The following is a 26,417-nucleotide window of genomic DNA, read 5'->3' on the forward strand; positions in this document are numbered from 1 at the left end:
AGCAGTAGCAAGTTATAAAATGAGTGAAAATTATGGAGCCCGTATTTCCTATAGAGATTAAGCTGAACCTTTCAGAAGGAAAGAAATTTTATCGCTATTCCTGTAATGCGTATACCACTACCAATGGGAAAACCCACAGAAGCGAGCTCAACAAAAATTTTCATGTAACGCTGAAGCTTTTAGACACAGAAGTATATCAATACCATATCGAGACTTTCGACCGGGTGCACCGGGATAAGGAAATTTCGCTGTCCGAAAAAGATTTTTTAACCAGAATTGCAGATATCAATCATGATGCAGTGCTGATCACTGATCCTTACGGCCGTTTAAAAAATATACAGAACATGCCGGCTCTTCAGGACAGAATGGAAAAAGCGGTAGAAAGACTTTCCAGATCTTATGTCGGTAAAAAGGCAGAAGATTTTTATGAATTTTTAAGAGGATTTTACCAAAAAGAAAATCTTGTGGGTAAGGATTTTTTAAAAAACAATCAGTTTGGGATGATCCTTCATCAATTTTACGGAAGGTATGAGAAAGATCATCAGATAAAGCATAGCGTACGCTACCGTAATCTTATGGATAATACCGTAATAGATATTGATGAATGTATACAGACGGAGGCCATGCGCTGTGATGATGAATTATTACTGGTACAATATGCAGGCACCATTCCTTCAGAGAAAAACTGGGAAATGTTTTACGGAGAAATGAAAAGAAAGGAAATCGCTTACCGTGAAGCAGATGTTCCGAAACTGGACAAATATAAAGGGCAGATCTTATTAGACTTTACAACCAAAGAAGTGCTGGAGCATAAACTGACCATAGAGTTTTCTCTGGGAGAAAACTATCAAAAGAAAATTATCTATCATATAAAAGAGATCAGCCATGAGGAATTATAAAAAAGATGAAATGAAGAATTGCAGAGCAGGCTGTAAGAAAATCAGGAAGGATGATACCATGCAGGGTATGTCTTTATTCGGAGGTCTGGATTTTCTCTCAGGGAACGAAAATAAAAGCACAGACCATCCTCGTCAGGAATATCAGAAACTCCCATATTAAAAACAGAAAAATCTTAAAATGGCGACACGTATTACAATAACAGATTCCGGGCAGACGCAGACCCTCAGCGGCCCGCCGGCTCCGGATACTCCCGATGACTCATTGCAGCGCATCAGTGACGTTTATTTTGCCAAGAAAGTAACTACAGATAATGGTACAAGAGTCAGTTTCACAAAGATTGATTCTGCCCACGTACAGCGGGATCACAATCAGGTGGAAATTCCTTATGACGCTGTATTGGGAAAAACGGTATATCTGGTCATAGAGACCAGCAATATGACAGACCTGAGTATAGATGCCGTGATAAGACCTTCAGCTGCTACCATGACAGAAAACACAGATACATTACAGCTTATGCGTTTTATATCTCCCAACCGATATGTGATGCAGAGGCTGTTTACCGTGCAGGTAGGAAATTTTGATGCCCTTAACAACAGGCTGGGAAGCCATGCTCATTACACTAATCTGCAAAGCGACCACATCAATAAAGCGATTATTAAACTCCAGTTGAGGCCGGATGGAAGGGCCACTTTTGATGAATGGAGCAGACGACTGGCAGACGGAAGCGTCAATCTGGAGGTAGTAGTAAAAAGAACAGACAATCATCCCTGCGCTTATAGAGATGAACAGCAGGAAGTAAACGGAGCCGGTATTTTCTTACAGGATGATACGGCAAGGTTCAGGGTGGTGAATAAAAATATATATGCTGTTTACCATGGCAGCAATACCTACAATACCCTAGCCGTGATCAATCCCAATCCGGAAAGAAGAAGGATCCAGAAAGTTGTGAATCATCATTCTGCGGAGGCGGTTTATTTTTATTATGACCAGAACGATAATGAACACAGGATCTGCGCGAGAACCAAAGAAACGATCACCCGAAAAAGAAGAGTCAATGCTATCCCGCCGCCGGCTCAGAGAGGGACCCTTTTGCAGACCATAGATTACTCTGCAAACAGGGCTGCCGGAGAACAGATAGATGCTCATCAGTTGCTGGTATACTCCAACGGGACTCTTGGTGATGGGGCAACAGACAAATGGTACGCCAACCAACAGGGCAATGTAGAGCTTGTGAATATGGATATTATAGCGAATCCTGGAGTAGGTCCGCAGATTTTTGAAGCGTTCAATTATAATCAGAATGGCGTGATCATCCGGTACGGATTTCAGCATACGAGGAGGAGGAGCATTCAGCCCGATCTATTTGCTGGTTTTTTGGGAGCCCTGGCCCAGTTCAGGCAGGAAGGGCACAATCATTATATCGTGTCCCAGGGCTTTTCCTATGCGGATGCATCATGCTATCCCAGTGCAGAACACGTGAATGGAGAAGCAGGAGACCTGAATTTGCTGACAACCCAGCAGGATGGAAATAATACGATTCTTACCGCCGCTAATTTTGATTATGACAGCGAGGTTATTCTCCGGAATATCCTATATGATTTTGGGTTTATACTAGGCCGGTCTGAAAATTTTTCCAACAACGCCAATGCCAGTGCAGCAGACAATGCCACCACACGCCTCCCTCACACCACCCATACCGCTACGCCCAGACACAATAATCACCTGCATATCCATGGGTTCAATCCAATATCAGATATCTATGCATAAAATCAATATCGTTTTTTTCAGCATTTTGTTTATCCTTTTTTCCTGCTCTACCAGGGCTCAGACGGAAAACAAAGCAATACCTGCAGAACCAAGTTCAGCAGATAAATCATCTATGCTCTTCAACACCAATACGGCAGACTGTATAAGCCTGCCCTTTGGATATCCGGATCTTTCAAAACGAACCACAGCTGACACCACTCTATCCATTATACAGGATGAGCATGCCTGGAAGCAGATCAATGCATTGAAATTTGAAACCCCCATAAGAAAAGAGCTCGTATCACTTCCGGAGGAATATGATGTCTATCTCCCTTTCAGCAGGAATACCGATGAGAAATATGACCGTATCAGAATGGCATCCGGTTTTCTGTGTCGCAGAGACTATGCATTGCACTTTATGGCCGTCTACAATACTGTTCGTTATGCCGAACCGTTTATTGAAAAAATATATTTGATTTCAACCAAAGACAACAAGCCTGTGGATATGAAGAGAATATACCTCCATCATGAAGGTGAAATGGGATTCTCCCGCTACACGCTGTTCCATATCGGTAAGGATAATATCATCTCTCTGCAGGACTATGAATTTACTGAAGGGCCTTTTAGACTCCAGCCCATGCAGCAATACCAGGTCCTGCCTTCCGGAAAATTTGCCCGATACTATGACAAGGATGGTCCTTATCAGGATGAAGAAGAGCAGGGCACCGTGAAAAACCACCTCAAGGAAGGGAAATGGCTGGAATTCAAAGCCAACAGCTCTGCAGAAATGCAGAAGCATCCGGAATTCACAGATCCCTATACTTATGTGGAAGCAGAATATAAAAACGGCTTGCCCACAGGAACCTGGAAGTTTTACAAATTATTGCAAAAATACGATGAAGAAACCGGTGCCCCCATCATCAAGACAAGGAAAAAGGGGCCGCTGATCTATACAGAAACCTACAAAAACGGAATAGTACAAAAATAGAAACTTCCATAACTGAATTTTAGAGTTCCGTTCTGTCCTGGCTGTAAAAAAAGCCTTTCATTATTTATGAAAAGCTTTTTCAGGATCCTGATACCCTATACCCTACTATACCCAGTACCCTGCCCTATGTATTCACGAGCTTTTTAAAACACAAAGGCAAAGTTCAATACAGCCATGAATCAGGGAGCTAATAAAGAAAACTTGTAGGTGATGAAACGTAGCTGATGCATAAGCTTGGGCAAATCAACAGTTTCAAAAATCAAAGCTTTGCGTCAGAAAAAATACATTTCACTTGTGTCTATTATTCCAACCTTTTATGTAGACTCAACCTTCTTGCCCCGAATTGTTCTCAGCTTTTTCCTTTTCCTTCTTTCTTTGAAGAATAAGGTGGGCGGCATCCAGCATTTTAACCGTATGGATGTAGGGCATCACGATATTACTTTCCGGCAGGTTTTCGTAGGCGCCCATCGAGAAATAGACGATTCCGGACATAAAATAATCAAATTCCTTGATATCATATTCCCAGAATGCTTTTCTGAACACCAGCAAAGGATTCCGGTATTCTTTCTCCGAAAGCAGGCCAAGAACCGATGGAGCAATCTTTTCCGGCCGGGTATCGACCGTCCATTTCCTTTCCTTCTGCATCACAAGATGTCCTGCCCGGACCAGCAACCTCATCGACTGGTGAAACTGAAAGATCACCGCAGGATCTTCATGGATCCAGCTATTCCTCTTGACCGCATACTTCATCATGTTGCTGAGCCTTTCTTTGGAAACATCCAGCTCATTGAACTGAAAGAAATGTTCCATCAGCTGCAACCCGAAGCCTTTCCCGGTGGTCCAAAACCGGTCCTCGAAATCTGTTTTTATATTTTTCATGGGTTTGTATTTTAAATGCATGAAACCGCCAGCATACCGATGTATGCTGAGTTTTATTTTGAAAAATGGATAGAAATAAAATCTGTGTTCCCGTGAAAGCACTGAAGCCGCAATGGATTGTACACTCCATTGTATCGTATCATGATACTTTATGTAATGAAGCGGCTTAGAAATAGATCATTGTAGAAAGCTGAACAGCATGAAATAAAACGGCATGGGACTCTACAATATCCGTAATAGAGGTACTGGTATACCTTAGCAACAGATAAGAGAGCCCACGCCTAGGTCGTGAGCTTCATACTTATCATCTTGTTGCTTTAAAAAATTACCAGTTTTCTATTACAAGATTCTAAGCAATAGCTTCTATATTTTGTTGAAGTATCGCAAAGCTACTTTATCATAGCTTATTGTACAAATATAGGGAAAATTTTTATAATTCGGATTTAAGTCCGAGATTTTTATAAGAATATGTAAGTTATTTGTTTCCATGACAGAAGCAAATAGAAAAATTGTTGAATTTATAAGGGATGAATGGGTTATTCCTATGAACAATAACAGCAAATTTGCAGTAGATCATAATATAGATGAAAAGACCGTCCGAAGAATAAGAGATGACAAAGATTATCAAATTGCTCTTCTTACAATAATGCGAATTTGCAATGCTAGAAATTTAACTCTTGCCAGCTTTTTTAAGATGGTTGGAATATAATTTAAGAAAACAATACAATTGAGAAATCCTGACGAGAGTTGGGATTTTTTTGTGAAAAATTTTCAAAATCTTTAAAAATTCCGTAAAAATACTGAATGAAAGTTTTATGGTATTTTTTATTATTGTTGTTTAAAGAAGTTAAGTATTAACTGCAAGATATTAAATAATTAATTATGTTAGAAAAAGATAGAATTAAAATTTATGAAGAATTGATAAATTTTGTTACAACTAAATTAATAAACGAATTTAAAGACCCTGTAGGACGACCTGTGAATAATGTCGAAAAACTTACTATTATTAATGTTGATTATGACGAAGAAAATCAAAATCGAAAAAAAATTATCATAAAAGAATTTATTATGGATTGTAGATTACTCATAAAGTGGGAAGATGATTCACTAAGTTCTTTAAATACTCAATTTAGAAATAACAAACCAATTGAGTTTGAAATTAATTTTGAATCAGATGAAATAGAGCTAGTTGAATCTGATGTGAAATTAATTGAAGAAAAACTATTTTAGGAATATAGACGGCATAACTAAAATTATATAGATGATCGATAAAGAAGCATTTTTACATAGTCCGAATGTCTAAATACATAGGTTGAATTAGTCAATACTTAATCTGACAATTATTTTTAAACCCTAACTGTCAGATTAAGTATTGACTAATTACATTATATGAAATTATTATAATTGTGTTGTGAAAAATTTAACCTTTAAATTTTTCAAAATAAAATACCACCTAAAAACAGGGATTTAATTTCTTATGTCTACATTTACTTTATCTCCACCGGAACAGAGATCTTATCCCAATCCATGGTGAATCCGTTATTGTTGATTTTATAAACCAGAGTTTCTTGGGTGGTTGGTAGAGCTTTTGTTTTTACATCCACACGTAACGCATCTTTTGACTGTTCGTATTTAAAAGCACCCCATTGCTTTGCTTCTTTATTGAAAATGGCAGTCCAGGTTCCGCTGGCTTTAGGGATCAGGAAAAAGCTGTATTTACCGGCCGGAAGTTTCTTACCCTGAACGGTAATGTCTTTATCCGTTTCAAAAGTGGTGGCTTCATTGGCTCCCGCACGCCAGACTTTATCATAAGCTTCCAGGCCGCCCCAGATGGTACGTCCCTTCACAGAAGGGCTGCTGTAGTTGATGGTGATGTTGGCATCTTTGATTTTCCCCGTTGCCGTAGCCGGAGGGCTGGCCGGTTTCTTAGTGTCCTGCGCAAAGGCATTTACGGAGATGGTCATGGCTGCAACTAAGACAGTAGCCGATTTTAGGATTGTTTTCATACTATTTTTATTTGTTGATGTATTATTGTAATTTATTTACGAATGTACAGCTTTCGGCTTATAAAACAGCAACCCGATGGATTTGATTCTATACTTGGTCCTATTATAATCAACAGGTGCAAAAATCAAAGCTTTGCATCAGAAAACATATCATCCGTAATTAATCAATTACAGCACCATTCCTAATCTTTATTTACATTCAACCTTCTTGCCCTGAATTATTCTCAGCTTTTTCCTTTTCCTTCTTTCTTTGAAGAATAAGATACCCTGCATCCAGCATTTTAACCGTATGGATGTAGGGCATCACGATATTACTTTCCGGCAGGTTCTCGTAGGCGCCCATCGAGAAATAGACGATTCCGGACATAAAATAATCAAATTCCTTGATATCGTATTCCCAGAATGCTTTTCTGAACACCAGCAAAGGATTCCGGTATTCTTTCTCCGAAAGGAGGCCAAGGACCGATGGAGCAATCTTTTCCGGCCGGGTATCGACCGTCCATTTCCTTTCCTTCTGCATCACAAGATGGCCTGCCCGGACCAGCAACCTCATCGACTGGTGAAACTGAAAAATCACCGCAGGATCTTCATGGATCCAGCCGTTCCTCTTGACCGCATACTTCATCATGTTGCTAAGCCTCTCTTTGGAAACATCCAGCTCATTGAACTGAAAAAAATGTTCCATCAGCTGCAACCCGAAGCCTTTCCCGGTAGTCCAAAACCGGTCCTCGAAATCTGTTTTTATATTTTTCATGGGTTTGTATTTTTTTATAAATGTAAGAAAAAAAACATTAAAACACATATATGTGTTGATGAAAAATATTAGAAAGTTCAACCTTTACTACATGTATAAATGGGAAATAGAAGAGTTAAAATTTCAAATTGGTAAGCTTATTCAGTTGCATAGGCTCAAAAGACAACTGTCACAATTGCAACTTGGAAATGAGCTCAATATTTCAAGCAACCATGTTGGTAGAATTGAAAGAGCAGAAACCAATCCAACTCTTGAAAATCTTCTTAAAATCTGTAATTTTTTTGAAATAGATATTTTATACGTATTTAGAAAACTAAATGACGAAGAATTAAAGAAAATTGAAAGTGAAATTGATCAGCTACAAAGAGAATTTAAAAATCAAAATAAGAGAAAATCCTGACGAAAAGTTAGGATTTTTTTTATGACAAAATTTTCAAAATCTTTAAGAAATTCCGTAAAAATACTGATTGCAGATTTTGAGATACCTTTTATTTTTGCTTTGGAAAGCCATAAAAAAATATATTGTTTTTATACATTTGATTAATGCAAAGTTTCATTTCTATTTAAATTAACTATAATGAATTATGGATTATAAATATTTTTTTTTAGCCTCATCTAGTATTCGTGTAGAAGAAACTTTATCTTCAAATAATTCTACTGAAGATGCAATGTTTTGGTCTGAATTATATGATGATAATCATCATCAATCATTCTATTTTTCATCATTAGCTCTCAATGAGTTGGAAGATACAGATGAAATTATCAGAAGGGCATATCAAATTCTTTCAATTTTTGAAGGTATTTTTAAACTTTGTGAAAAACGATTTAGGAAGTACTTTAAACTTGACTCACTATATGATTTTCAAACTAAAAAAATTATTGCAGCTCCAATTAATGAACCTGAAATATATTTTATAGACTTTGATCTATCAAAATTAAAAAATTCACCCGAATTTATTACTAATAATCTAGCTTACGACCTCTTCTCTAAAATAATTAAAAGCGAGTACTTGACTAATCTCTTTTTTCTTCTTTCCAAAAATACTGATTATAAGCTATTATATATGATCTATGATGATATTAAGTATTTTCTTAAGAAAGAAGATTCATCACATTTATTAAAAGAATTTGAAAACGATATTAAAATATTCACACATACCGCAAATAATTATGAAGTTTTAGGATATTTTGCACGACATGGAAGAACGAGCCAACAGCCTCCTAAAAAAGTAATAAGTTTAGAAGACAGTACAGAACTAATTTACAAAATCGTCTATAAAGTACTATATGAAAAATTCAATATTATACTTTACAGATTATAAAAATATGATATAAAATTATATTTTCGCAGCATAATTTCAAGTAAAGAAATTGAGATTAGGATTTCCGATTTCTAATGATTAATTCCAAATTTATAATTAAAAAGTGAAGGAAAACTCCTATACCAATAAAATAGATTATAATGTAATGAAAAGTATAGAATATATTAGCCATTGGTGTTAATGGAGACATATTCCCTGTAAATATTGAAGATATACTAAATGGAAGTAATGTTGCATAAGTCCAAAAATTATTTTTATCTAATTCAGCTTTTTTAACTTTATAATAGTCTAATTCATTTTTAAGGTAGTTAATATCTTCGTTTATTACACTTCCAAACTTCATTGAATCTAATCCAATCTGATTTCCACCTTTGTATAATTTCTTTTTTAGAAGACCTTTTTTATCAAAAATATAAATAGTTGCCATAAGATCATTATTTCTATGAGGAATACTAAAATTAAAATCTGAATGTATTATACTACTATTTGTAAAAGTTAATTGTTTTAATTCTTTTAATGACTTATTTAAAATAGAATAATTTGAGTATTTAATATTTTCAAGATATTTAATCTCATAACTAATATCCTTAGAGTCATCAAGCCACTCATTAAGTACCACTCGTTTTCGACTATCATGAATAGCAGTTTTAAATTCAAAACTAGCTGGATTACTTTTAAGCATTAAGGTATACAGAAAAGGAAAGACTACTATATGTAAAGTTAATATGATTGAAAGACATAAAATTGCATATTTAGACTTCTTATACTTTTCATATTTAGAAATCCTGTAGATATATGCACAGAATGATAAAATAATTAAAATTAAGAATGTTGTCGAAAAAAATTCACCAATACCAAATGAAATGTTAATTAAGGTTAGTACCATACTAAGTTATTTTATAGATAAAATTAAAGGAGATTACAATATACTACTTACGGTTTCCCGCAGGACAAGAAATTTAAATTACTTTAAATTTGTTATTAGTATAAAAATTTACATATTAAAAAACGACTTGAAATATCGAAGGAATTTGATAAATATTTATCTAGATTAGAATATATTCCTCTAGAATTTTTAAAAAATACAAAGAATTCGTTTTAAAAAAAATCAATAAAAGAAAATAACTTGCTCTCCAGAAATTAAAAAACATCTTCAGATCCTAGTTTTCATGTAATGATTATTAGTCTATTTCAATCCATATAAGAAAAGGTATTTCGTTTCATTTTGATGTTGAGTTGTTTATTAAATACCGCTGGATTAAAATGAATGCTTTCATATTCACTTTGAACGGTTTTTTTAGCCTCCTCCAGACTTTGCTCATTTTCCCAGATGGCTATGGTCATTATGGTTAACCTATCTGATTGGTCAGTATTGACGATCACTTCATCTTTTACAAAACCTTTTAATTTCTGGATCAGTTTTCTGTTATCTTCTAATTTGCTTTTAAATGCTTCGTATGATTTTGCAGGGACTTCGAATTCATCTACGAAATAAACCCAATCTTTTTTCGGTGCATTTTTATAGATAAAGTCTTTTGGGATCATCCCTAATTGTATAAAAAAAGAGAGTTTGTCGGGTATGGCTTTGCTATTGATAATTTTACCGTTTTCAAATTCATAGATACTGACTCCCTGTACTGTTATTTTTTTATGGGTAGCCGGTATCTTCTGATATTCGCCTAGATGGCTTCCCTCCCAGTCATATACGGTGACCACCTTATTACCGTCTTCAAAGATCTCTTTAATGGTAAACCGGATGTCCGGAAATGCAGATAATAATGGTTTGTTCATGTCTTTAAAGGTCTCCAGATAACTGAGATCAATATATTGTTCAAGAGTTTCGGTTTGTTTTTGATTTAAGCAGGTTTGATACATTTTTGTAACCACCTCTTTGTTGGAAATAGTTGCCATAGCGTTATGGGTTGGGGATTTTATCTGGGAATACAAAGTTTTTGCAGATGCGATGAATAACAGGATGATCAAAAATTTGATGTTCTTACTTACCATTCTATGCTTTTGTTTAATGCGTCCTTTTTTAAGGTGATATCAGCGAACCGTATTTTTGATGCAAATTGACCATTTCAGATAAAAAAAGAGTGGATGGAAAGTTCCATTACCCGGACACATCGTGCATGAGTCTTGAACGGTATTTTTGGGGAGAAATACCAATCGTTTTTTTAAACAACCTGCCAAAATAAGAAGGATCGTTAAAGTTGAGACGGTAGGCTATATCCGATACAGACAGGGAAAAATCCTGCAAATACTTTTGAGATTGGGTTATGATAAACTCCTGCATAAACTGTTTGGCAGATTTGTTCCAGACATTTTGAATACAACGATTTAAATAGTTGGATGAGATATTGAGCAGGCGGGCGTAATCGCTAACGTTGTAATGTTCCAGATAGTTTTTATATAACAATTCCCTGAAAGAAATTGCAATGTCAAACTGCCTTGATAATCCTTTTTTTGATTCCGAAGATTTAAGCAGCTTTATTAGCAGCGCCTGAAAAAGATAGATGATAATCTGTTCATCAGGAATCGATGTATTCAATTCCTGAATCAGCAGTTGACCAATATGTTCAATAAATGTACTGTCACTATTACTTAGCTGAATGATGGGCGCTGCGGTAAACAGTTTGGTAAAATAAGGGTATTCTTTAGCCTGCTGTAAAATTTTATCATTAAATGTGATGTAATATCCTTTTACATCCGGAGACTGACGCAATAATGAAGTGACTTCGCCTTGCAGCACCAATAAAGCCTGATTTGCAGATACTTTCTTGATTTCATTTCCCACCTGCTGTTCAAAGTTCCCGTTGGTAGAAAACACAATGAAATTGAAATCGGCTTTCAACAGCGGTGTGGGCGTAATCATACTTTTTACAAATAAATCATCAATATCATAGATTTGTACAGGCGTTTGCAGATACCGGAACCCATCGGGGAAATTCCGGATATAAGTCTTTGTGAATTCTTTAAAGGTGATATTGGTATTTTCCACTTAAGTATTTAAATACAATTAAACGCTATTTCTCATGAATTTCAATAATGAAATTTCGCAATCATATACTTCACTGTTATTCTTTGGTAACATCAACCCATCTTACACATTCTGAACTCTGCTCCAGCTCCCGGACAGAAAGACGTATAGCAGAATTGGCACTTCCGCACGCAGGATATACCCAATCAAAATGCCTGAGTGAATCGTCCAGATAAACCTTAACTTCCGGCTTTACTCCAAAGGGACAGACACCTCCTACAGGATGTCCTACCAATGATTCTACATCTTCAGAAGAAACCATTTTTGCTTTCTGACCAAACTCGTCTTTAAATTTCCTGTTATCTATTCTCGCTGTGCCGGAAGTAACAATCAGGATGGCCCCACCATTTTGATCATAAAAGCTTACCGACTTTGCAATTTCACCACCCGTTACCCCCAATGCTTGAGCAGCGAGCTCAACGGTGGCACTTGACTGATCAAGGATCATGATCTCATGATCTTTCTTCCACCTGCTTAAATGTTGTTTTGCTGTTTCTATGCTCATTGCTTTGATAGATTTAATTTTATTTAAGTACGGCAGCAGCATCTGCTAATTTCAGATATAAACCTGACCCAGTTTCTTTAATTATTTGCTCAATAAAGAACAAGTGAACCATGCAGTGTATTGAATGTAAGGCATTAACAGGAGCCGGCTGACTGAACAAAAATACAAAAAATGAAATCATGGGGTTAGCTTTTGCCGTGACAATCTTACCTTTCCATTACACTTCGCAATGGGAAAAGCATCTATTGTGGATGGTTTCAGCAGCAATGAGAACTTCAATGATAAGATTGAAGGCAGCGCAAAATAAGTTGAACTGACCGATATAAAAATCATCTGTTACAGTGCATAAAGAAGTACAGTAACAAGTATATTTTTACAGGATACTGCAAAGTGTACAAAAACCTACATCTGAAATTTCCCTGTGCCTAATTTTTTGACGATGCCCGTTACACAGATTTATTTTAACCTTCTGTAGTGCCTGCATGAATTTAACGATCCTATAAAGGCCTTTGTCGATTCATATGGTTTAGATTCAAACTATTTATTATAGTTTTACGGAATGAAAAGTAGTCAACAAGAGCATCTGTCCAAAATCTCCAGGCTGATAGAGACGATGCGGGATATCAGAAAGGTGGTGCGTACGCAGTTCATGAAGAAAATGAAAGATCATGATCTTGACCTGACCATTGAAATGCTGGAAGTTTTGCATATCCTCTGGAATAAAGATAACGTCAACCAACAGGAAATCGTAGATAAGACCAACCGCAATAAAGCCAGCATCACGTCCCTGATTGATAACATGGCCGCCCGCGGCCTCGTGCAGAGAAATACCAACCCGCTGGACAGGCGGAATAAGCTGATTTCGCTGACAACGGAAGGTGAACGGTACCAGCAGAAGCTGATTCCCCTTCTGGAAGAAGTCTATGCCCCATTATTGTCCGAAGACATGATCCATGAAATTGAGAATGCAACAAGCAAGCTCCAACACATCCTGCAAACGATGAGCAAATGAGCTGTTTTGGATCATGGATGCTTATTTTAATATCAGTACCGGACGGCCGACATTCTGGTAAATCGCCTCTGAAATGCTTCGATTGGCCATATAATAAAGAAAACTGTGCTCGCCGGGTAAAGCAATGATAAGATCCGTTTGATGAGCGGCCGCAAAAGACAGGATCCCTCCTACGATTTCTTTACCGAAAGAATAATGAATGCTGTAAGGTATATCTTTCAGGTAGTTGTTCACGTAATTTTCCCAAACCTCTTTATTATGATCCCTGGCATCCTTGTTCCCTTTCGTATCAATATAAAGCAACATGAGATGATTGTTCTTATTTTTCAAAAAAGGCTTATACCCGGAAATCCGCTCCAGGTGGTCCGCACGGCTGATATCACATGGAATAAGGACATTCTTTACCTCTTTGAAATGATACCCTTCGGGAACAATGAGTGTTTTAACCCGGCTTATCCTTGCAATGCTGATGATATTTTCCGAAACAGAGCTCTCATTATCGCCCGACTGATCGTCACTTCCTAAAATGATTAATTCCACCGTAGGATCTTCGTTCAGATGATTATTGATGCTGCGCAAGAGGGTGAGCTGGCTGGTAAGCCTGGATACCGCATGGGTAAAACCTGTGCTCCTGATCAGGTGGTCCAGCCGGTCAAGCAAAGCTTCCGTATGTTCCCGAAGACTATTGATGGTGTCTTCGTTCACCATTGTATACCCCTCGGAAATATTCACATAGCCGAATACAGAGCCATATGTTTTCATAAGGATGATATGGTCATAGCCATATTTTATAGCCCATTGCGCTGCAAATAAAACCGCATTTTCGGTTGTCGCCGTTGAATCAACCGGTACCAGTATTGTTTTCATAATTGACATAATTTTCTTTGCCTTCAACAAGTCAAATGTCAAATGATTGTCTGCATCATGATAGGATTCAGTGTTGCATTTAAGGAGACAAATAACCCGGTTACAGCCTTAACAAATATACGTTAATTAGTTTAAACCCAAACTAATTTTTTACGGTCTTTTAATCTGAAAAAGTTTGAGATTTGGAAATACTATACTCGATTCGGTTAAAGACCATCATGTTCTGAGTATCCTGAAGGTATCAATCATTACTTGAAACGAAAATCTATTTTATAAGACACTTAAAATTAAATATTTACAACATGAATACTGTTGATTATTTTAACTATCTTTATCCCATACCCGGCTCAAAAATTATCAAACCCGTCCCCACTCCCTGCTATGTCTGAAAATACATTTAGAATCATTCGCATAACAATTATGCTATCACTGCTCTTTATCAACAGCTTTGCGCAAAAACATGGTGATACTTTAGCATACGAACGATTACAATATGTACAGGACTTAAAAAACGCTATTGCCGGAAAAGTATGGAAAGACTTTGAAAATGACCGGGTTACTCAGGTATATTTTACTGACTCGTCCAGTTACTTTTTTAATGCAGACACGGGGATTTTGCAAAAGGTAACACAAAAGACCAGCCCGCTTAAGAGAATTGACATGTTTAAGACCAAACGTATTGATGAAAACCCGTTTCACATGGAGACTGCTGTAGAGTTGACCGATAGTACGGCATTATATTTTCAGAAACCTATTGTGATGTTCAGCGACTTTGAAACAGCAAGGGGAAAAGTAAGTGACCTGCAAAGTCTCCAACAATGGGCATCGATGGTGGTTCATGAGCTATTTCACGGATATCAGTTGCAACATATCCCTACGCTAAAGTACAGTAATCAGGTGATCCATTTACGTGGAAGTCAATTACAGAAATTATTTGTTGAACAAAAATGGTTTGCGGAAAGTATACAAATTGAAAATATGCTGCTGATTTCTTTATTAAAGGTAAAATCCGGAAAAGAACTGCGAAAAGGACTGAAACAATACATATCGCTTCGCGATGCGAGACAGAAAAGAGCAGAATCTATTCTTGATGATTTCAGTATCAATGAGAACTTCTATGAGAAAATTGAAGGCAGCGCAAAATACGTTGAACTGGCTTTATTGGAAAACTATCAATATTTTCCTGAAAATAAATACCTTTTAAGAAACGATCCTGCCTACAAGGAGAATGCTTATCAGAATTTTAAGCTTGATGAAGAACCGTGGCAATACCAAACTGAGAGTATCAACTACTTTTATTCTACAGGATATAATTTGATCCGAATCCTGGATAAAGTGAAGGCTGACTATCAATAAAATTTCTTCAATACCAATGATACACCTTACGGAATATTAAAGGCCTATTTTAAAAAATAAAAATCAGCCGTTCATGTTCTTATGCTGTTTTTGTATTACCTGAGGTTGAAAAAGGATTACTTATGAGATCATTCCATTTAAAATGGTTATCTATCAGCCTATTTTCAATCCTCTTTCATAATTTTAACATCCGTAAAATGGCCTGATGTTCCGGGGCCGATCCATAACCCGATACTTCCCCGCAGATCTTTGCCCTGCTTCAGGTCATTGACGATCAGCGTAGGCTGGGAAGCTCCGTTCACATACAGCCTGGCCGTTTCATCTTTTACCACGATTTTTATTTTGATCCATTCCGCAGGCTGTATATCCACATAGGACTCATACATTCCCGGTGTTTCCTTTCTTAATTTCTCCCAGGGATATCCAGGAATAGAAATATACTGGCTGGAGTGATTCCGGCGCAGCTGATCATCGGCACGGCCATTGGTTGGACGCAGATAAAAAACCTCCATTTTGGAAGCATCAGCCGCCGCTCTGAATGCAATCCCCACAAAACCGCGGGCTGTTGCTCCGGCGTTGGCAAGTGGCTCCCCGGAAACCATAGCTTCAATGGTGCCGTTATGAAAATCAACATCTTTTAAAATGGCCAAGGTCCTGTCTCCGTCAGCCTGACCTTTTATTTGCAGGGCTAAGGCATTTTTACCTTTATAAACGGATTTTTCGGCGGTTACCTGAAACGGAAGTACATCCTTAGGAAGTATTGTGCGGTTCTGTGCTCTGCAGTTGAAACCAGACACCAGGCTTAACAGAAAAATAAACAGCAAGTTTTTAGTCATAGCGGAAATAGGATTTTGATGCGTCTAAAATAAACAAAATAATGTTCTCAAAACACATGTGGATGAAAACTATACTATGATCTGCATCTTCTGATACACGTTAAATAAGCTTCAAAAACCAAATGGCGCTGCCTGTCTTCCGGCAACACCATTTGTTTGCAATACTTTTTTACAATAAAAAGTATCAATCCAACAATCAGTAAGACTTCCGGCTACAGCAGCTCAAAGTTTTTCCCTAAATGTTCTTCTATGACAAAGAAAGGATCTTCCGTAAGCGTATGTGCCCTCATATCAATCAGGCTTACCTTACTCATCATACGAAGCATAATCCTTCTTTCACATTTATTTTCTACTCCGTTTATATTCCTGACGCCTGCCTTGAAAGCAGATCTCCCGTGAGCGCATAAATGGTTGTTCACCAATATCACATCTCCCGCCTGCGGCGTAAATCCGGAATAAATCAGATGCCGTGCCTCTTCCCAGAATTCAGTCAGGTATCGATGTGCTTCTTCAGTCTGCCTGATCCCCGGATTGAATAGCTGTTCCGCCGCGTCAAATCTCATAAACGGTAGCTGATGATTGCCATACAAAACAGCATCTAAAGCATTTTCTTCATCTTCACTGATTTCCAGATTGGCATCTTTAGGGATTTTGTAAATCCGGTCAAAAAGAGGCTTATGTTTTGTTCCGATCGATTCATGCGAACGGATAGAATAAAGGGTTGAAGGAACCTGCTCTTCATTTCTGATATACATAAAGCTTAAAAAATCTGCCTGATGCTTCAGGAAAGCGTCTTCGGTATGAACGTAAAGATCTGTTGAAGATCCTGAGCCTGTCTGTGTTTCTTTCATTTTTTCGTCGGGAATGATCGCATGGATCAGTCCTCCCCCTTTCCGTTGTGAATAATACTGTACAGGTTTGGAGGGTAATGCCCCATGAATCAAGGCACAGGCAAAACCGTACAGGTTAAATTTGGAATAATCTGCGGACTGCCAGTTGGGAGGCGTCGCTCCGATACTTTCCTGGTCCACATCCATCAGCCCTCTAAATATTAAGGCTCCGTATTGGGTTTCGGAAAAATCACTGGAAAAATCAGCGGCTATATTTAAAATCCTTTCTGGTAAAAAATATGAGGCAAGCTGATGAATCTGCTTTATACAGTCACGGTTTTCATAGTCTCCGTATTTTTTCTGGAGGTGCTTTGCCGCGTCTTTGATCATTTTGCGTTCCTGTGCAGTGATTTCAATCACTGTCGGAAGGACTTTCACTTGAGTTTTTGGAGTCTCTTTTAAAATTTCTGTAAAATTCATAGGAAATAAGTTTGGTGTGTGATAATAATTAATATATTTGTTTTTAATTATTCTAAATAATAATAACGAGTTCAAATTTAGGAATAATTTACCAACCACCAAATAAAATATAAAAAAAATGAAAACTTAAAAAACTGATTACCAAAATACTACACTATTTCATATAGAATAATACACCACATTTCTATTTTACAACATCACTCTAAAAAACTTTTATGAATAACAATTTAACATCCACCGGAGAACTCGCCAATGAAGTTTTACCTCAGGATTGGGGAAATTTCGAACATATTTTTCATCCTGACAATCACCATCACTATCGAAATGCTATTGATACCACAGCGGATCTCGTTCAGGAATTCCTTTACAGAAATACCAAACCGTTCAGTGGTATAGAAGCCAAAGAAATGAAAGGGAAAGTGCAGGAAATTGATCTTAACCAAAAACTGTCAAGCTACAGCGAACTTCTTTCCGAGGTAGACGATATCTACGTAAAACATGCTACGGCATTTCACCTGCCGCAATATGTAGCACACCTTAACTGCCCTGTTGTGATTCCGGCACTGGCGGGAGAAATTCTGGTAAGCGCCATCAATTCTTCTCAGGATACCTATGATCAAAGTGCGGGAGGAACTTTCATGGAAAGGAAACTTATTGACTGGACCGCTGAGCAGATCGGTTATAACGTGAACGGCAGTGACGGAGTTTTCACTGCGGGAGGTTCACAGAGCAACTTAATGGGTCTTGTGATGATGCGTGACTGTTTTTCACAGAAAAGATATCAGCATAACATCAAAACGGATGGCTTGCCGCCTGAAGCTGATCGTTTCAGAATATTTGTATCGGATAAATCTCATTTCAGCAATCTGAAAAATGCTTCCATCATGGGACTGGGTGAGAAATCCATTATTAAGGTACCAACAGATGAAAGGTTCCGTATGGATATTCCTTTACTGAAGAAATATATGAAAAGGGAAGAGCAGATGGGCAACATCCCTATCGGGATTGTCGCAACGGCAGGGACAACAGATTTCGGGAACGTTGATCCTTTAGACGACATTGCGGATATCGCAGAACAATACAATATATGGATGCACGTAGATGCAGCGTATGGTTGTGCATTGCTACTGAGCACAAAATACCGAAGCCTCCTGAATGGCATTGAAAGAGCCGATTCTGTAACCATTGACTACCACAAGTCTTTTTTCCAGCCGATCAGCAGCAGTGCTTTTATCGTAAAAAACAAAAGAGAACTGCTTATTCTTAAGCATCACGCAGATTATCTGAATCCAAAAGAAATGGATGAAGAAGAAATCCCGGCCCAGATCAACAAATCCATTACTCAAAGTACCCGTAGGTTTGACGCCCTGAAACTATGGTTTACTTTAAGAATGATGGGTAAAGAGCAATTGGCGGATTATACGGATACTGTTATTGATCTTACTAAAGATACAGCGGTAATGATTGCTCAGGATCCTGACTTTGAACTTCTTTCCGATTCTGATCTCAGCGTTCTCGTTTTCCGGTACACCAGACCCGATATCGCAGATACTGATGCTTTAAATCAGTTTATCAAGATGAAATTATTTTACAGCGGGGAAATCCTGGTGGCCAGCACCAGGGTTAATGGAAACTTCTACCTGAAGTTCACTTTGCTAAACCCGATCACAACTACAGAAGACATTCATCAAATTCTCACTAAAATCAAAACACATGGAAAAGACTTTAGTCCAGAAAAATAATACCGGGAAAAGAGCTCAGGAAATTACCCTGAGAATATTGCTCAATGGAATGCTGAGAGAGCTGGGAAATGGAAAATTTTACCAGGGCGTCCCAAAATATGATCCTTTGACAGCACAGGCTCTTGGAAAAACCAGGTATTCCCTGTATATGAGATTCGAGATGAAGAAAAGCGGACTCTTCCTGTTCGCCCCTATCTCCTATCGGTCTGAAAGTGCTTTTCATGAATATGATTTTCCGGTTTGGGCAGTTGACCACAACCATAACAAAGCTTTTGAGGTTCATCTCGAAGAATTGACTGAAATGATCTACAGAGAGTTCTGCGACACTTTCAATGAGAAAGGTTCAGCGCGCTTCATCGAAAGAGTTGAAAGCAGTATAAGAAACCTTCAGCTGACAGCGGAAGCCATTTTAGAAAGGCAAACAACAATAGGCTATTCATTTCTTGAATCGGAACAGATGCTTCCTGCAGGACATAATCTCCACCCTTTCACCAAATCCAGAATGGGATTCTCTGAAGAAGAACAAAAGCGGTATGCGCCTGAATTCGGGCATGGATTTCAGTTGGATTATTTCCTGATCCATAAAGATTGTATTTCCGAACAGTCTCTTCCCGGAATATCCGCAAAAGAGATCTTCGCAATACTCGCATCCGTTCCCGAACAGTATTACTTTGATAATATGGCGGATTATTATATCGTTCCCTGCCATCCCTGGGAAGCACAATACCTGATGTCAACAGAAGAATATCCTGAAATGATAGGATCCGGGCAGGTTATCCATATCGGTAAACTGGGAGAAGAATTTTATGCAACCTCATCGATCAGAACACTGTACAGCCCTGAGTTTAAATGGATGTTAAAATTCTCTCTGCATGTTTTGATGACAGGGTCTGTACGAACCAACAGCCTGAAAGACCTCAGAAGAGGATATGCTTCTTCCGTTTGGTGGGATGACAGGAAGGATTTGTTTGAAGTGGATTTTCCGGGCTTTAAATTGCTCTCCGAACCTTCTACCCTGAGTGTCTATTTTAAAGACATAAATGTTGACAGCTTTAATATTTTAATTCGTGAAAATCCTTTTTCAGCTCAGGATAAAGTGCTTTTGCTGGCAAGGCTATGTCAGGATGAATCGACCGGCCATGATCATTTTGCCAACCATTTTTTCACCACACTTGCCGAAAATTTACAAATAAAACCGGAACAGGCAATTGTCAGCTGGTTTACAAGATATGTCGGACTGCTGCTTTCTCCTTTAAATACACTTTTTAAAGAATTTGGGATGGCTCCTGAAGTTCATCAGCAAAATCTTCTTATCCGGCTGGATGATGACCTCCTTCCCCAGACAATCTATGTGAGGGACGGACAAGGATACCTTTTAAGGGAAAGCTTTAAAGCAAAGTATAAAAAATCAATACAAGAATGTCCTGAAATCGAAGAGCTTTTCATCCGTGACAACCGCCTTCTGGATATCATCTCCCATCATTTGCTGGTCAGTAATTTTGCAGCGTTAGTATCTTCATTAGGCAAGACAGGGCTGATCAGGGAAAAGGAACTCATCCATATCCTGTATGCTGAATTCGCCCATCTTCATGAGTCTGATCCTTCTGATTTTACAGACTATGCTTTGCACCAGCGTTACTGGGCTGTAAAATCGAACCTCAGGTCCGCTGTTCTTGATGTTGACGGAGGAATTAATGCATCTTCCATATCTTACGCTAAGGTTCCCAATCTCCTTCACAGGCATTTCTTTTCGGAGCAGTTGATTCATCCAAAGGGAACAGAAGTGGTCTTCAAACGTTATTTCGCCAAAGAAGATGTTACCATCAGCATGAGGCCTATTGATCTGGAACAAGATCTTGAAATGCTTCATGAATGGTTTAACAGGGAACACGCCATAAAAATTTGGCAGATGAACTGGCCCATTGATGAGCTTGAAACCTATTACAGGTTGATGTTGCCCAGTGACGAAGCACACAGCTACATTATATCAAGCAACGGCGAAGCCAGCTGTAATATTGAGGTGTACTGGGCGTGCAGGGATATTGTTGGCGATTATTATGAAGTTTTGCCCACAGACTACGGAACCCATCAATTCATCGCACCTACCGATCCGAAGAAAAAATACGTGTCGCCATCCACACAATCTATGGTAGATTATGTATTTGCACAGCCGGAAGTAGGAAAAATGGTTGGTGAAGGATCTGTGGATTCTCTTGCCTCCATGATGAATAAAGCACACGTAGGCTTCAGAGTGGATAAGGTTATTGAAATGCCCCACAAAAAAGCTAATCTTAACTTCTGCTACCGGGAATGGTACTGGGAGAAATTTCCACACAATAAAAATATAGCAATCACCACAAACATCACAAAAAATGAACAATGAACCCATTTATAATGTCATCGGCATTGGAATAGGACCATTTAATCTGGGATTAGCAGCTTTGTCAAATCCCATTCCGGAATTAAAAACTCTTTTTCTTGATCAGAAAGACGGCTTCGACTGGCATCCCGGACTGATGATCGATCACGTTACTTTGCAGACCCCATTTTTATGTGACTGCGTTTCCATGGCAGATCCTACCAACCCTTTAAGTTTACTGAATTATTTGAAAGTAACAGGAAGGCTGTACAAGTTTTTTATCCGGGAGAATTTCTTTATACCAAGAAAAGAATACAACCGCTATTGCCAGTGGGTAATTGAACAACTTCCCCAATGCCGGTTTTCAACCCAGGTTTCAGAGATCCATTTCAAGGACGGTCTTTATCATGTAACAACGCTTCATACAAAGACCAGAGCGAAAACCGTATTCAGAACAGAACGTTTGGTGTTGGGAACCGGAACACAGCCTCACATCCCGTCCTTTATTCCTAAGGATGACCAGCGTATATTGCATACCGGCAGCTATCTTTACCGTAAAGAGGAACTTCTTTCAAAAGGCCGTAAAATTGCTGTGATCGGTTCAGGGCAAAGCGCAGCGGAAGTTTTTTATGATCTCCTTCAGCATAGATCTATGCATACGGAATTAGGATGGTATTCAAGGCCGGACAGGTTTTTCCCGATGGAATATTCTAAACTGACTCTGGAACTTACCTCCCCCGATTATGTTGAATATTTTTATAACAGAAATACTGAAGCAAAAAAGGCTATTTTAAGGAAGCAGCAAAGCCAGTTCAAAGGGATCAATTATGATCTGATTAATGATATTTATGATTTCATTTATGATCTTAATATCGATAATGCTGACCCGAATCTTAAGATTATCCCCAACAGCCAGCTCAATCGTGTTGACAATAGCAGTGAACACTTGATCAATCTTGAACTGACCCAGCTGGAGCAGGAAATCCCTTATGAACAACAAGCAGATTATCTAATTCTTGGAACCGGATATCGTTATCAGGAGCCTGCATTTTTAGAGAATATTCAATCCAGAATTAAAAGAGATGCCGATGGACTGTTTGATGTTAACAGGAATTATTCCATAGACCATAATGGCGGAGAAATCTATGTTCTCCACGCAGAAGTGCATACCCACAGCTATATTTCAACCGACCTCGGAATGGCTGCTTACCGTAATTCTTCAATCATCAACGATATTCTGGGGAGGGAGCATTACCCTATCGAGAAAAAAATTGCCTTCCAGGACTTTGATGTGGAAAAATATGCTCCAATACCAACCATCCAAATTTAACAGAAAATGAACACCACTTTAAAAAATACCATAAGCCAGGAAAACTGGCAACAGGCCAACAGGAATTTAATGGCAAAAACGTTTGCAGAACTCATGCATGAAGAACTTTTGAAACCAGTAATTTCTTACCGGGATGAAGAAGGGTTTTCCTTTTTTACCATTCAGACAGGTTTTGAAAATATTACCTATAACTTCAGAGGACAGGAAAGGATGATGGATTACTGGCATATTGATAAAGACAGCATTACAAAAACTGAAAACGGAGAAAAAAAATCCGTCCTTGAAGTGGCTGATTTTTTCAGAGAAATGCAGACAGTATTTGATCTCGATCCTAACACATTAGCCAAATATACAGAAGAGCTCCTTCATACCCTGTATTGTGATGCTTTAATTCTATCTAAGGGAATCATTACATCAGAAGATCTGGCAAGAGCTGATTATCAGACGGTGGAACACAGTATGACAGGTCATCCCTGGGTAATCGTCAATAAAAGCAGACTAGGGTTTTCACCCCGGGATTTAAAGACTTTTGCTCCTGAAGCCCATGAAAACCTAAAGGTCATCTGGCTGGCTTCCCATCGCAGCAGATCGACATTCCAGGCATTGGAACATATTAACCCAGAACAGTTCTATCGTTCGGAGATTGGTGATGATCTTTACAAAAGCTTTGAACGGAGACTTGCTGATGAAGGAAAAATAGTTGATGACTATCTTTTTATTCCTGTCCACCCTTGGCAATGGGAACATAAGCTTCAGGTTCAATTTGCGGGAGATATTGCCTCCGGACTTCTCATTAATCTTGGTGAAGGAAAAGATGTTTACAGCCCGCAGCAGAGCATCCGTACATTGTACAACACAGATCATCCTGAAAAAAGGTATCTGAAAACTGCCGTTTCTATTCTGAGTACAGGCAACATCAGAGGCCTGTCTCCCAAGCAGATGAAAATAGCACCGTCCATCACGGAATGGGTGAAAGGCCTTATCAAAGACGATGCGTATCTTGAAAGCAAAGGAACCATATTTTTAGGAGAGGAAGCTTCAGTCACGTACCTGCATCCGCAATATTCATCCATAGACCAGATACCGTATCAGTACAATGAATTTCTTGGGGCTTTATGGCGTGAAAGCGCTGAGAACTACCTGAAAGAGGATGAACAGATGGTAACGATGGCATCGCTCCTTTATGTAGACGATCATGGCAAGCCCCTGGTCCAGGCTTTTGCAGAAAAAGCAGGAGTAAGCATTAAAGAATGGCTGAAAGCTTATCTCGATGCTTACCTTACCCCTCTGCTTCACATCTATTATACCCATTCGCTGTGTGTAACCCCGCACGGGGAAAACATTATGATTGTCCTGAAAAATGGTGTCCCGCAGAGAATTGTCATCAAAGATTTCGTAGATGATATTGTCCTTACCCAAGAAGCCAGAGAAAAACTTCCTTCACATCTTGCCGATGGGCTTATACAGTCTTCTAACAAAGAAAATGTACCGCTTTTTATCTTATTGGGGGTCTTTGATGCTTTCTTCAGGTACCTTTCAGACCTACTGCATACCTATTCAAACGTCAAAGAGCAAACCTTTTGGGCTCTTGTCCACCACTGTATAGAAAGTTATAAAACAGAAAACGCCCATCTGCAGGAACGGTATGAAAAATATGACTTGTACGTTCCTTCATTTAAAAGGTTTTACATCAATAGCCTGCGCCTGAAAAATAACGGTTACAGCGAGAACAGGGCATTTGCCATTCCAAGGAAAGACGGCGCACTGCCTAATCCTTTATACCAGATCGCGAATAAAAATTCGGTATCTGTAGTATGAGGAAACTTTTTAACATCCTAAAAGAAGGATCGGTTTTTACTTATGGGGCTTTAGCCGGAAGAAAAATGGAGCTGACCACCGGAAGTATTAACCGTTCCATCTTTAGTTTAGCCATTCCTATGGTGATGGAACTGGTGATGGAATCCGTATTCGTGAGCGTCAACCTTTTAATTATCGCTAAATTAGGCGATAAAGTCCTTGGGCTTGTAGGAATTACGGACAACTACATCAATTTCGCTTATGCCATTGCGGTAGGTATCGGTATTGCTGCAGCAACATTAACCGCAAGACGAGCAGGTGAAAAGGATCATGAAGGCATGTGGAGAACAGCTCAGTACATCATTTTGCTGGCTTTGTTTTTTGCTGCTTTGATAGGCGGCTTATCATGTTTATTCTCTTCCGAAATCGTACACTTTCTGGGAGTAAATACGAATAGTGTACATGACGGGCCACTGTTTTCAAGGCTGGTTTTCCTTAGCATAGGACTTGTTATTATCCGGCTTTCTGTCAATGGACTGTTCCGGGGAGCGGGTGATGCTGACATTGCCATGAAATCTCTTTGGATCTGCCATATTTCCAGTATCATCTTTGCCATCGTTCTTGTTTTCGGGCTGGGTTCCATACCTGCCTTCGGGTTGATGGGATTAGCCTACGCGGCCCTTTTATCCCGGTTCCTGGGTGTTTTGTACCAGGTATACATCTTCTTTTCAGGAAAAACCAGCATTCATATTATGGCTCCTTTTCAGTGGGATTTCCCTCTGTTGAAAAAGATTCTGAAAATTGCTTTCGGAGGGCTTGTACAATATGTTATTCCTACATCAAGCTGGCTGATTATGGTTAAGATTATTGCCACGTTCGGAACTACAGCTCTTGCCGGATACATCATTGCACAGCGTATTGCGTCCGTTGCCACAATGCCTGCCTGGGGAATCGGAAATGCAGCAGGAGTCCTTACAGGGCAGAACCTGGGTGCCGGAAATTCAGAGCGGGCGGAAAAAACCGTTTGGCGCGCAGGAACGATCAATATGACCTACCTCATTGCTGTAGCCCTGTTCTGGCAAATAGCTGCGGGATATGTGGTGAAATTCTTTACCACAGAAATTGAGGTGGCAAGATATGCTGTACAGTACATTCATGTGGTTTCTATGGCCTATCTGCTATTAGGTTTTACGATGGTGATAAGCCGCGCACTGAATGCTGCAGGAAATATCATGCAGGTAACCCTGCTCTATATGATCATGTTTTATGTCATTCAGCTTCCTATGGCCTATATCCTGGGAGTAAGGCTGCAATGGGAACTGAAGGGAGTCTTTACAGCTATTGTTTCTTCGGAAATCGTATTGGCTGTATTATTCCTGATGATTTTTAAAAATGGAAAATGGAAAACTATAAAAATATAAAATGAATACCACCGAAGAATTTTATGAAATTATCGCAACAGCTATCGCGGTAAAAAAAGAAGTCGTTACAGAAGACCTTACCTATCAGGAAATCCCGGAATGGGATTCTATGTCGCACCTCCTTATCGTTGAAGCCTTAGAGCAATATTATCAGGTTAAATTTGATTTCAACGATATTATGGAAATGGGCACTGTAGGGAAAATTCGTGAAAAAATGAAAAAGTATGAAGTCTTCGTAGAAAATTAA

General features: G+C 38.6%; 26 protein-coding genes. 16 read left to right on the top strand and 10 right to left on the bottom strand.

The annotated features are described in order from the left end of the window. Nucleotides 1–32 precede the first annotated feature (32 nt). The 4 genes from QE404_RS08670 to QE404_RS08685 are packed head-to-tail and all read left to right on the top strand — an operon-like array spanning nt 33 to nt 3,634. Nucleotides 33–899: a hypothetical protein gene (locus QE404_RS08670; protein WP_307449329.1), complete on the top strand. Its 867-nt coding sequence runs from the start codon at nt 33–35 to the stop codon at nt 897–899. A gap of 10 nt (nt 900–909) precedes the next feature. Next, nucleotides 910–1,059, top strand: a complete 150-nt coding sequence (locus tag QE404_RS08675) for a hypothetical protein (RefSeq protein ID WP_307449331.1) — start codon at nt 910–912, stop codon at nt 1,057–1,059. Nucleotides 1,060–1,077: 18 nt separating this feature from the next. Beyond that, nucleotides 1,078–2,667: a hypothetical protein gene (locus QE404_RS08680; RefSeq protein ID WP_307449334.1), complete on the top strand. Its 1,590-nt coding sequence runs from the start codon at nt 1,078–1,080 to the stop codon at nt 2,665–2,667. After that, nucleotides 2,660–3,634: a hypothetical protein gene (locus tag QE404_RS08685; protein WP_307449337.1), complete on the top strand. Its 975-nt coding sequence runs from the start codon at nt 2,660–2,662 to the stop codon at nt 3,632–3,634. The genes QE404_RS08680 and QE404_RS08685 overlap by 8 nt, the downstream gene beginning before the upstream one ends. Nucleotides 3,635–3,958: 324 nt before the next feature. Here QE404_RS08685 and QE404_RS08690 read toward each other — a convergent pair whose 3' ends face one another. Then, on the bottom strand, nt 3,959–4,513 hold the full coding sequence (locus QE404_RS08690) for a hypothetical protein (RefSeq protein WP_307449340.1): 555 nt from the start codon (nt 4,511–4,513) through the stop codon (nt 3,959–3,961). A 487-nt stretch (nt 4,514–5,000) separates the two neighbouring features. Between QE404_RS08690 and QE404_RS08695 the strand changes: the two genes are divergently transcribed. After that, nucleotides 5,001–5,222 (top strand): hypothetical protein, encoded by a 222-nt coding sequence (locus QE404_RS08695; RefSeq protein ID WP_307449343.1) that lies wholly within the window; start codon nt 5,001–5,003, stop codon nt 5,220–5,222. Between the two features lie 173 nt (nt 5,223–5,395). Then, nucleotides 5,396–5,743 carry a hypothetical protein gene (locus QE404_RS08700; protein WP_307449346.1) on the top strand — a complete coding sequence of 116 codons (348 nt, stop codon included), beginning with the start codon at nt 5,396–5,398 and terminating at the stop codon, nt 5,741–5,743. Between the two features lie 257 nt (nt 5,744–6,000). Here QE404_RS08700 and QE404_RS08705 read toward each other — a convergent pair whose 3' ends face one another. Both QE404_RS08705 and QE404_RS08710 read right to left on the bottom strand, forming a co-directional pair. Continuing rightward, nucleotides 6,001–6,519: a DUF2911 domain-containing protein gene (locus QE404_RS08705; RefSeq protein ID WP_307449349.1), complete on the bottom strand. Its 519-nt coding sequence runs from the start codon at nt 6,517–6,519 to the stop codon at nt 6,001–6,003. Nucleotides 6,520–6,718: 199 nt separating this feature from the next. Further along, nucleotides 6,719–7,273 (bottom strand): hypothetical protein, encoded by a 555-nt coding sequence (locus tag QE404_RS08710; RefSeq protein WP_307449352.1) that lies wholly within the window; start codon nt 7,271–7,273, stop codon nt 6,719–6,721. 58 nt (nt 7,274–7,331) lie between these two features. Between QE404_RS08710 and QE404_RS08715 the strand changes: the two genes are divergently transcribed. Together QE404_RS08715 and QE404_RS08720 are read left to right on the top strand one after the other, a co-directional pair. Continuing rightward, entirely contained in the window at nt 7,332–7,673 is a 342-nt protein-coding gene (locus QE404_RS08715) for a helix-turn-helix domain-containing protein (RefSeq protein ID WP_307449355.1), read from the top strand. Nucleotides 7,674–7,857: 184 nt separating this feature from the next. Continuing rightward, nucleotides 7,858–8,595 (top strand): hypothetical protein, encoded by a 738-nt coding sequence (locus QE404_RS08720; protein WP_307449359.1) that lies wholly within the window; start codon nt 7,858–7,860, stop codon nt 8,593–8,595. A gap of 55 nt (nt 8,596–8,650) precedes the next feature. Here QE404_RS08720 and QE404_RS08725 read toward each other — a convergent pair whose 3' ends face one another. The 4 genes from QE404_RS08725 to QE404_RS08740 all read right to left on the bottom strand — a co-directional run bounded on the left by QE404_RS08725 (nt 8,651) and on the right by QE404_RS08740 (nt 12,140). Continuing rightward, nucleotides 8,651–9,481, bottom strand: a complete 831-nt coding sequence (locus QE404_RS08725) for a hypothetical protein (protein WP_307449361.1) — start codon at nt 9,479–9,481, stop codon at nt 8,651–8,653. A gap of 305 nt (nt 9,482–9,786) precedes the next feature. Next, entirely contained in the window at nt 9,787–10,602 is an 816-nt protein-coding gene (locus QE404_RS08730) for an ester cyclase (RefSeq protein ID WP_307449364.1), read from the bottom strand. A 106-nt stretch (nt 10,603–10,708) separates the two neighbouring features. Beyond that, nucleotides 10,709–11,596 carry a helix-turn-helix domain-containing protein gene (locus QE404_RS08735; protein WP_307449366.1) on the bottom strand — a complete coding sequence of 296 codons (888 nt, stop codon included), beginning with the start codon at nt 11,594–11,596 and terminating at the stop codon, nt 10,709–10,711. A 76-nt stretch (nt 11,597–11,672) separates the two neighbouring features. After that, nucleotides 11,673–12,140, bottom strand: a complete 468-nt coding sequence (locus tag QE404_RS08740) for a YbaK/EbsC family protein (RefSeq protein ID WP_307449369.1) — start codon at nt 12,138–12,140, stop codon at nt 11,673–11,675. A 559-nt stretch (nt 12,141–12,699) separates the two neighbouring features. Between QE404_RS08740 and QE404_RS08745 the strand changes: the two genes are divergently transcribed. Beyond that, nucleotides 12,700–13,152, top strand: a complete 453-nt coding sequence (locus tag QE404_RS08745; RefSeq protein ID WP_307449372.1) for a MarR family winged helix-turn-helix transcriptional regulator — start codon at nt 12,700–12,702, stop codon at nt 13,150–13,152. A gap of 21 nt (nt 13,153–13,173) precedes the next feature. On the opposite strand, the gene QE404_RS08750 is transcribed toward QE404_RS08745, so the two are convergent. Further along, entirely contained in the window at nt 13,174–14,019 is an 846-nt protein-coding gene (locus QE404_RS08750) for a universal stress protein (protein WP_307449375.1), read from the bottom strand. Between the two features lie 420 nt (nt 14,020–14,439). Here QE404_RS08750 and QE404_RS08755 point away from each other — a divergent pair, with 420 nt between their 5' ends. Then, nucleotides 14,440–15,375: a hypothetical protein gene (locus tag QE404_RS08755; RefSeq protein WP_307449378.1), complete on the top strand. Its 936-nt coding sequence runs from the start codon at nt 14,440–14,442 to the stop codon at nt 15,373–15,375. A 164-nt stretch (nt 15,376–15,539) separates the two neighbouring features. Here the strand turns inward: QE404_RS08755 and QE404_RS08760 are convergent, their stop codons facing one another. Both QE404_RS08760 and QE404_RS08765 read right to left on the bottom strand, forming a co-directional pair. After that, nucleotides 15,540–16,211 (bottom strand): hypothetical protein, encoded by a 672-nt coding sequence (locus QE404_RS08760; protein WP_307449381.1) that lies wholly within the window; start codon nt 16,209–16,211, stop codon nt 15,540–15,542. A 212-nt stretch (nt 16,212–16,423) separates the two neighbouring features. After that, nucleotides 16,424–17,521 (bottom strand): TauD/TfdA family dioxygenase, encoded by a 1,098-nt coding sequence (locus tag QE404_RS08765; protein ID WP_307449383.1) that lies wholly within the window; start codon nt 17,519–17,521, stop codon nt 16,424–16,426. 215 nt (nt 17,522–17,736) lie between these two features. Here QE404_RS08765 and QE404_RS08770 point away from each other — a divergent pair, with 215 nt between their 5' ends. From QE404_RS08770 to QE404_RS08795, 6 genes are read left to right on the top strand one after another with little or no spacing between them, the layout of a single operon-like run. Beyond that, on the top strand, nt 17,737–19,263 hold the full coding sequence (locus tag QE404_RS08770; protein WP_307449385.1) for a pyridoxal phosphate-dependent decarboxylase family protein: 1,527 nt from the start codon (nt 17,737–17,739) through the stop codon (nt 19,261–19,263). Then, nucleotides 19,235–21,646 (top strand): GNAT family N-acetyltransferase, encoded by a 2,412-nt coding sequence (locus QE404_RS08775; protein ID WP_307453830.1) that lies wholly within the window; start codon nt 19,235–19,237, stop codon nt 21,644–21,646. The genes QE404_RS08770 and QE404_RS08775 overlap by 29 nt, the downstream gene beginning before the upstream one ends. Then, nucleotides 21,636–22,952 carry a lysine N(6)-hydroxylase/L-ornithine N(5)-oxygenase family protein gene (locus QE404_RS08780; RefSeq protein ID WP_307449391.1) on the top strand — a complete coding sequence of 439 codons (1,317 nt, stop codon included), beginning with the start codon at nt 21,636–21,638 and terminating at the stop codon, nt 22,950–22,952. Before QE404_RS08775 ends, QE404_RS08780 begins: the two co-directional genes overlap by 11 nt. Before the next feature lie 6 nt (nt 22,953–22,958). Then, nucleotides 22,959–24,770, top strand: coding sequence for an IucA/IucC family protein (locus QE404_RS08785; protein ID WP_307449395.1), 1,812 nt, complete (start codon nt 22,959–22,961; stop codon nt 24,768–24,770). Continuing rightward, on the top strand, nt 24,767–26,170 hold the full coding sequence (locus QE404_RS08790; RefSeq protein WP_307449398.1) for an MATE family efflux transporter: 1,404 nt from the start codon (nt 24,767–24,769) through the stop codon (nt 26,168–26,170). The genes QE404_RS08785 and QE404_RS08790 overlap by 4 nt, the downstream gene beginning before the upstream one ends. A gap of 1 nt (nt 26,171) precedes the next feature. Further along, entirely contained in the window at nt 26,172–26,417 is a 246-nt protein-coding gene (locus QE404_RS08795; RefSeq protein WP_307449401.1) for an acyl carrier protein, read from the top strand.

This window comes from Chryseobacterium camelliae, from assembly GCF_030818575.1.
In the GTDB taxonomy this organism is placed as follows: Bacteria; Bacteroidota; Bacteroidia; order Flavobacteriales; family Weeksellaceae; genus Chryseobacterium; species Chryseobacterium camelliae_A.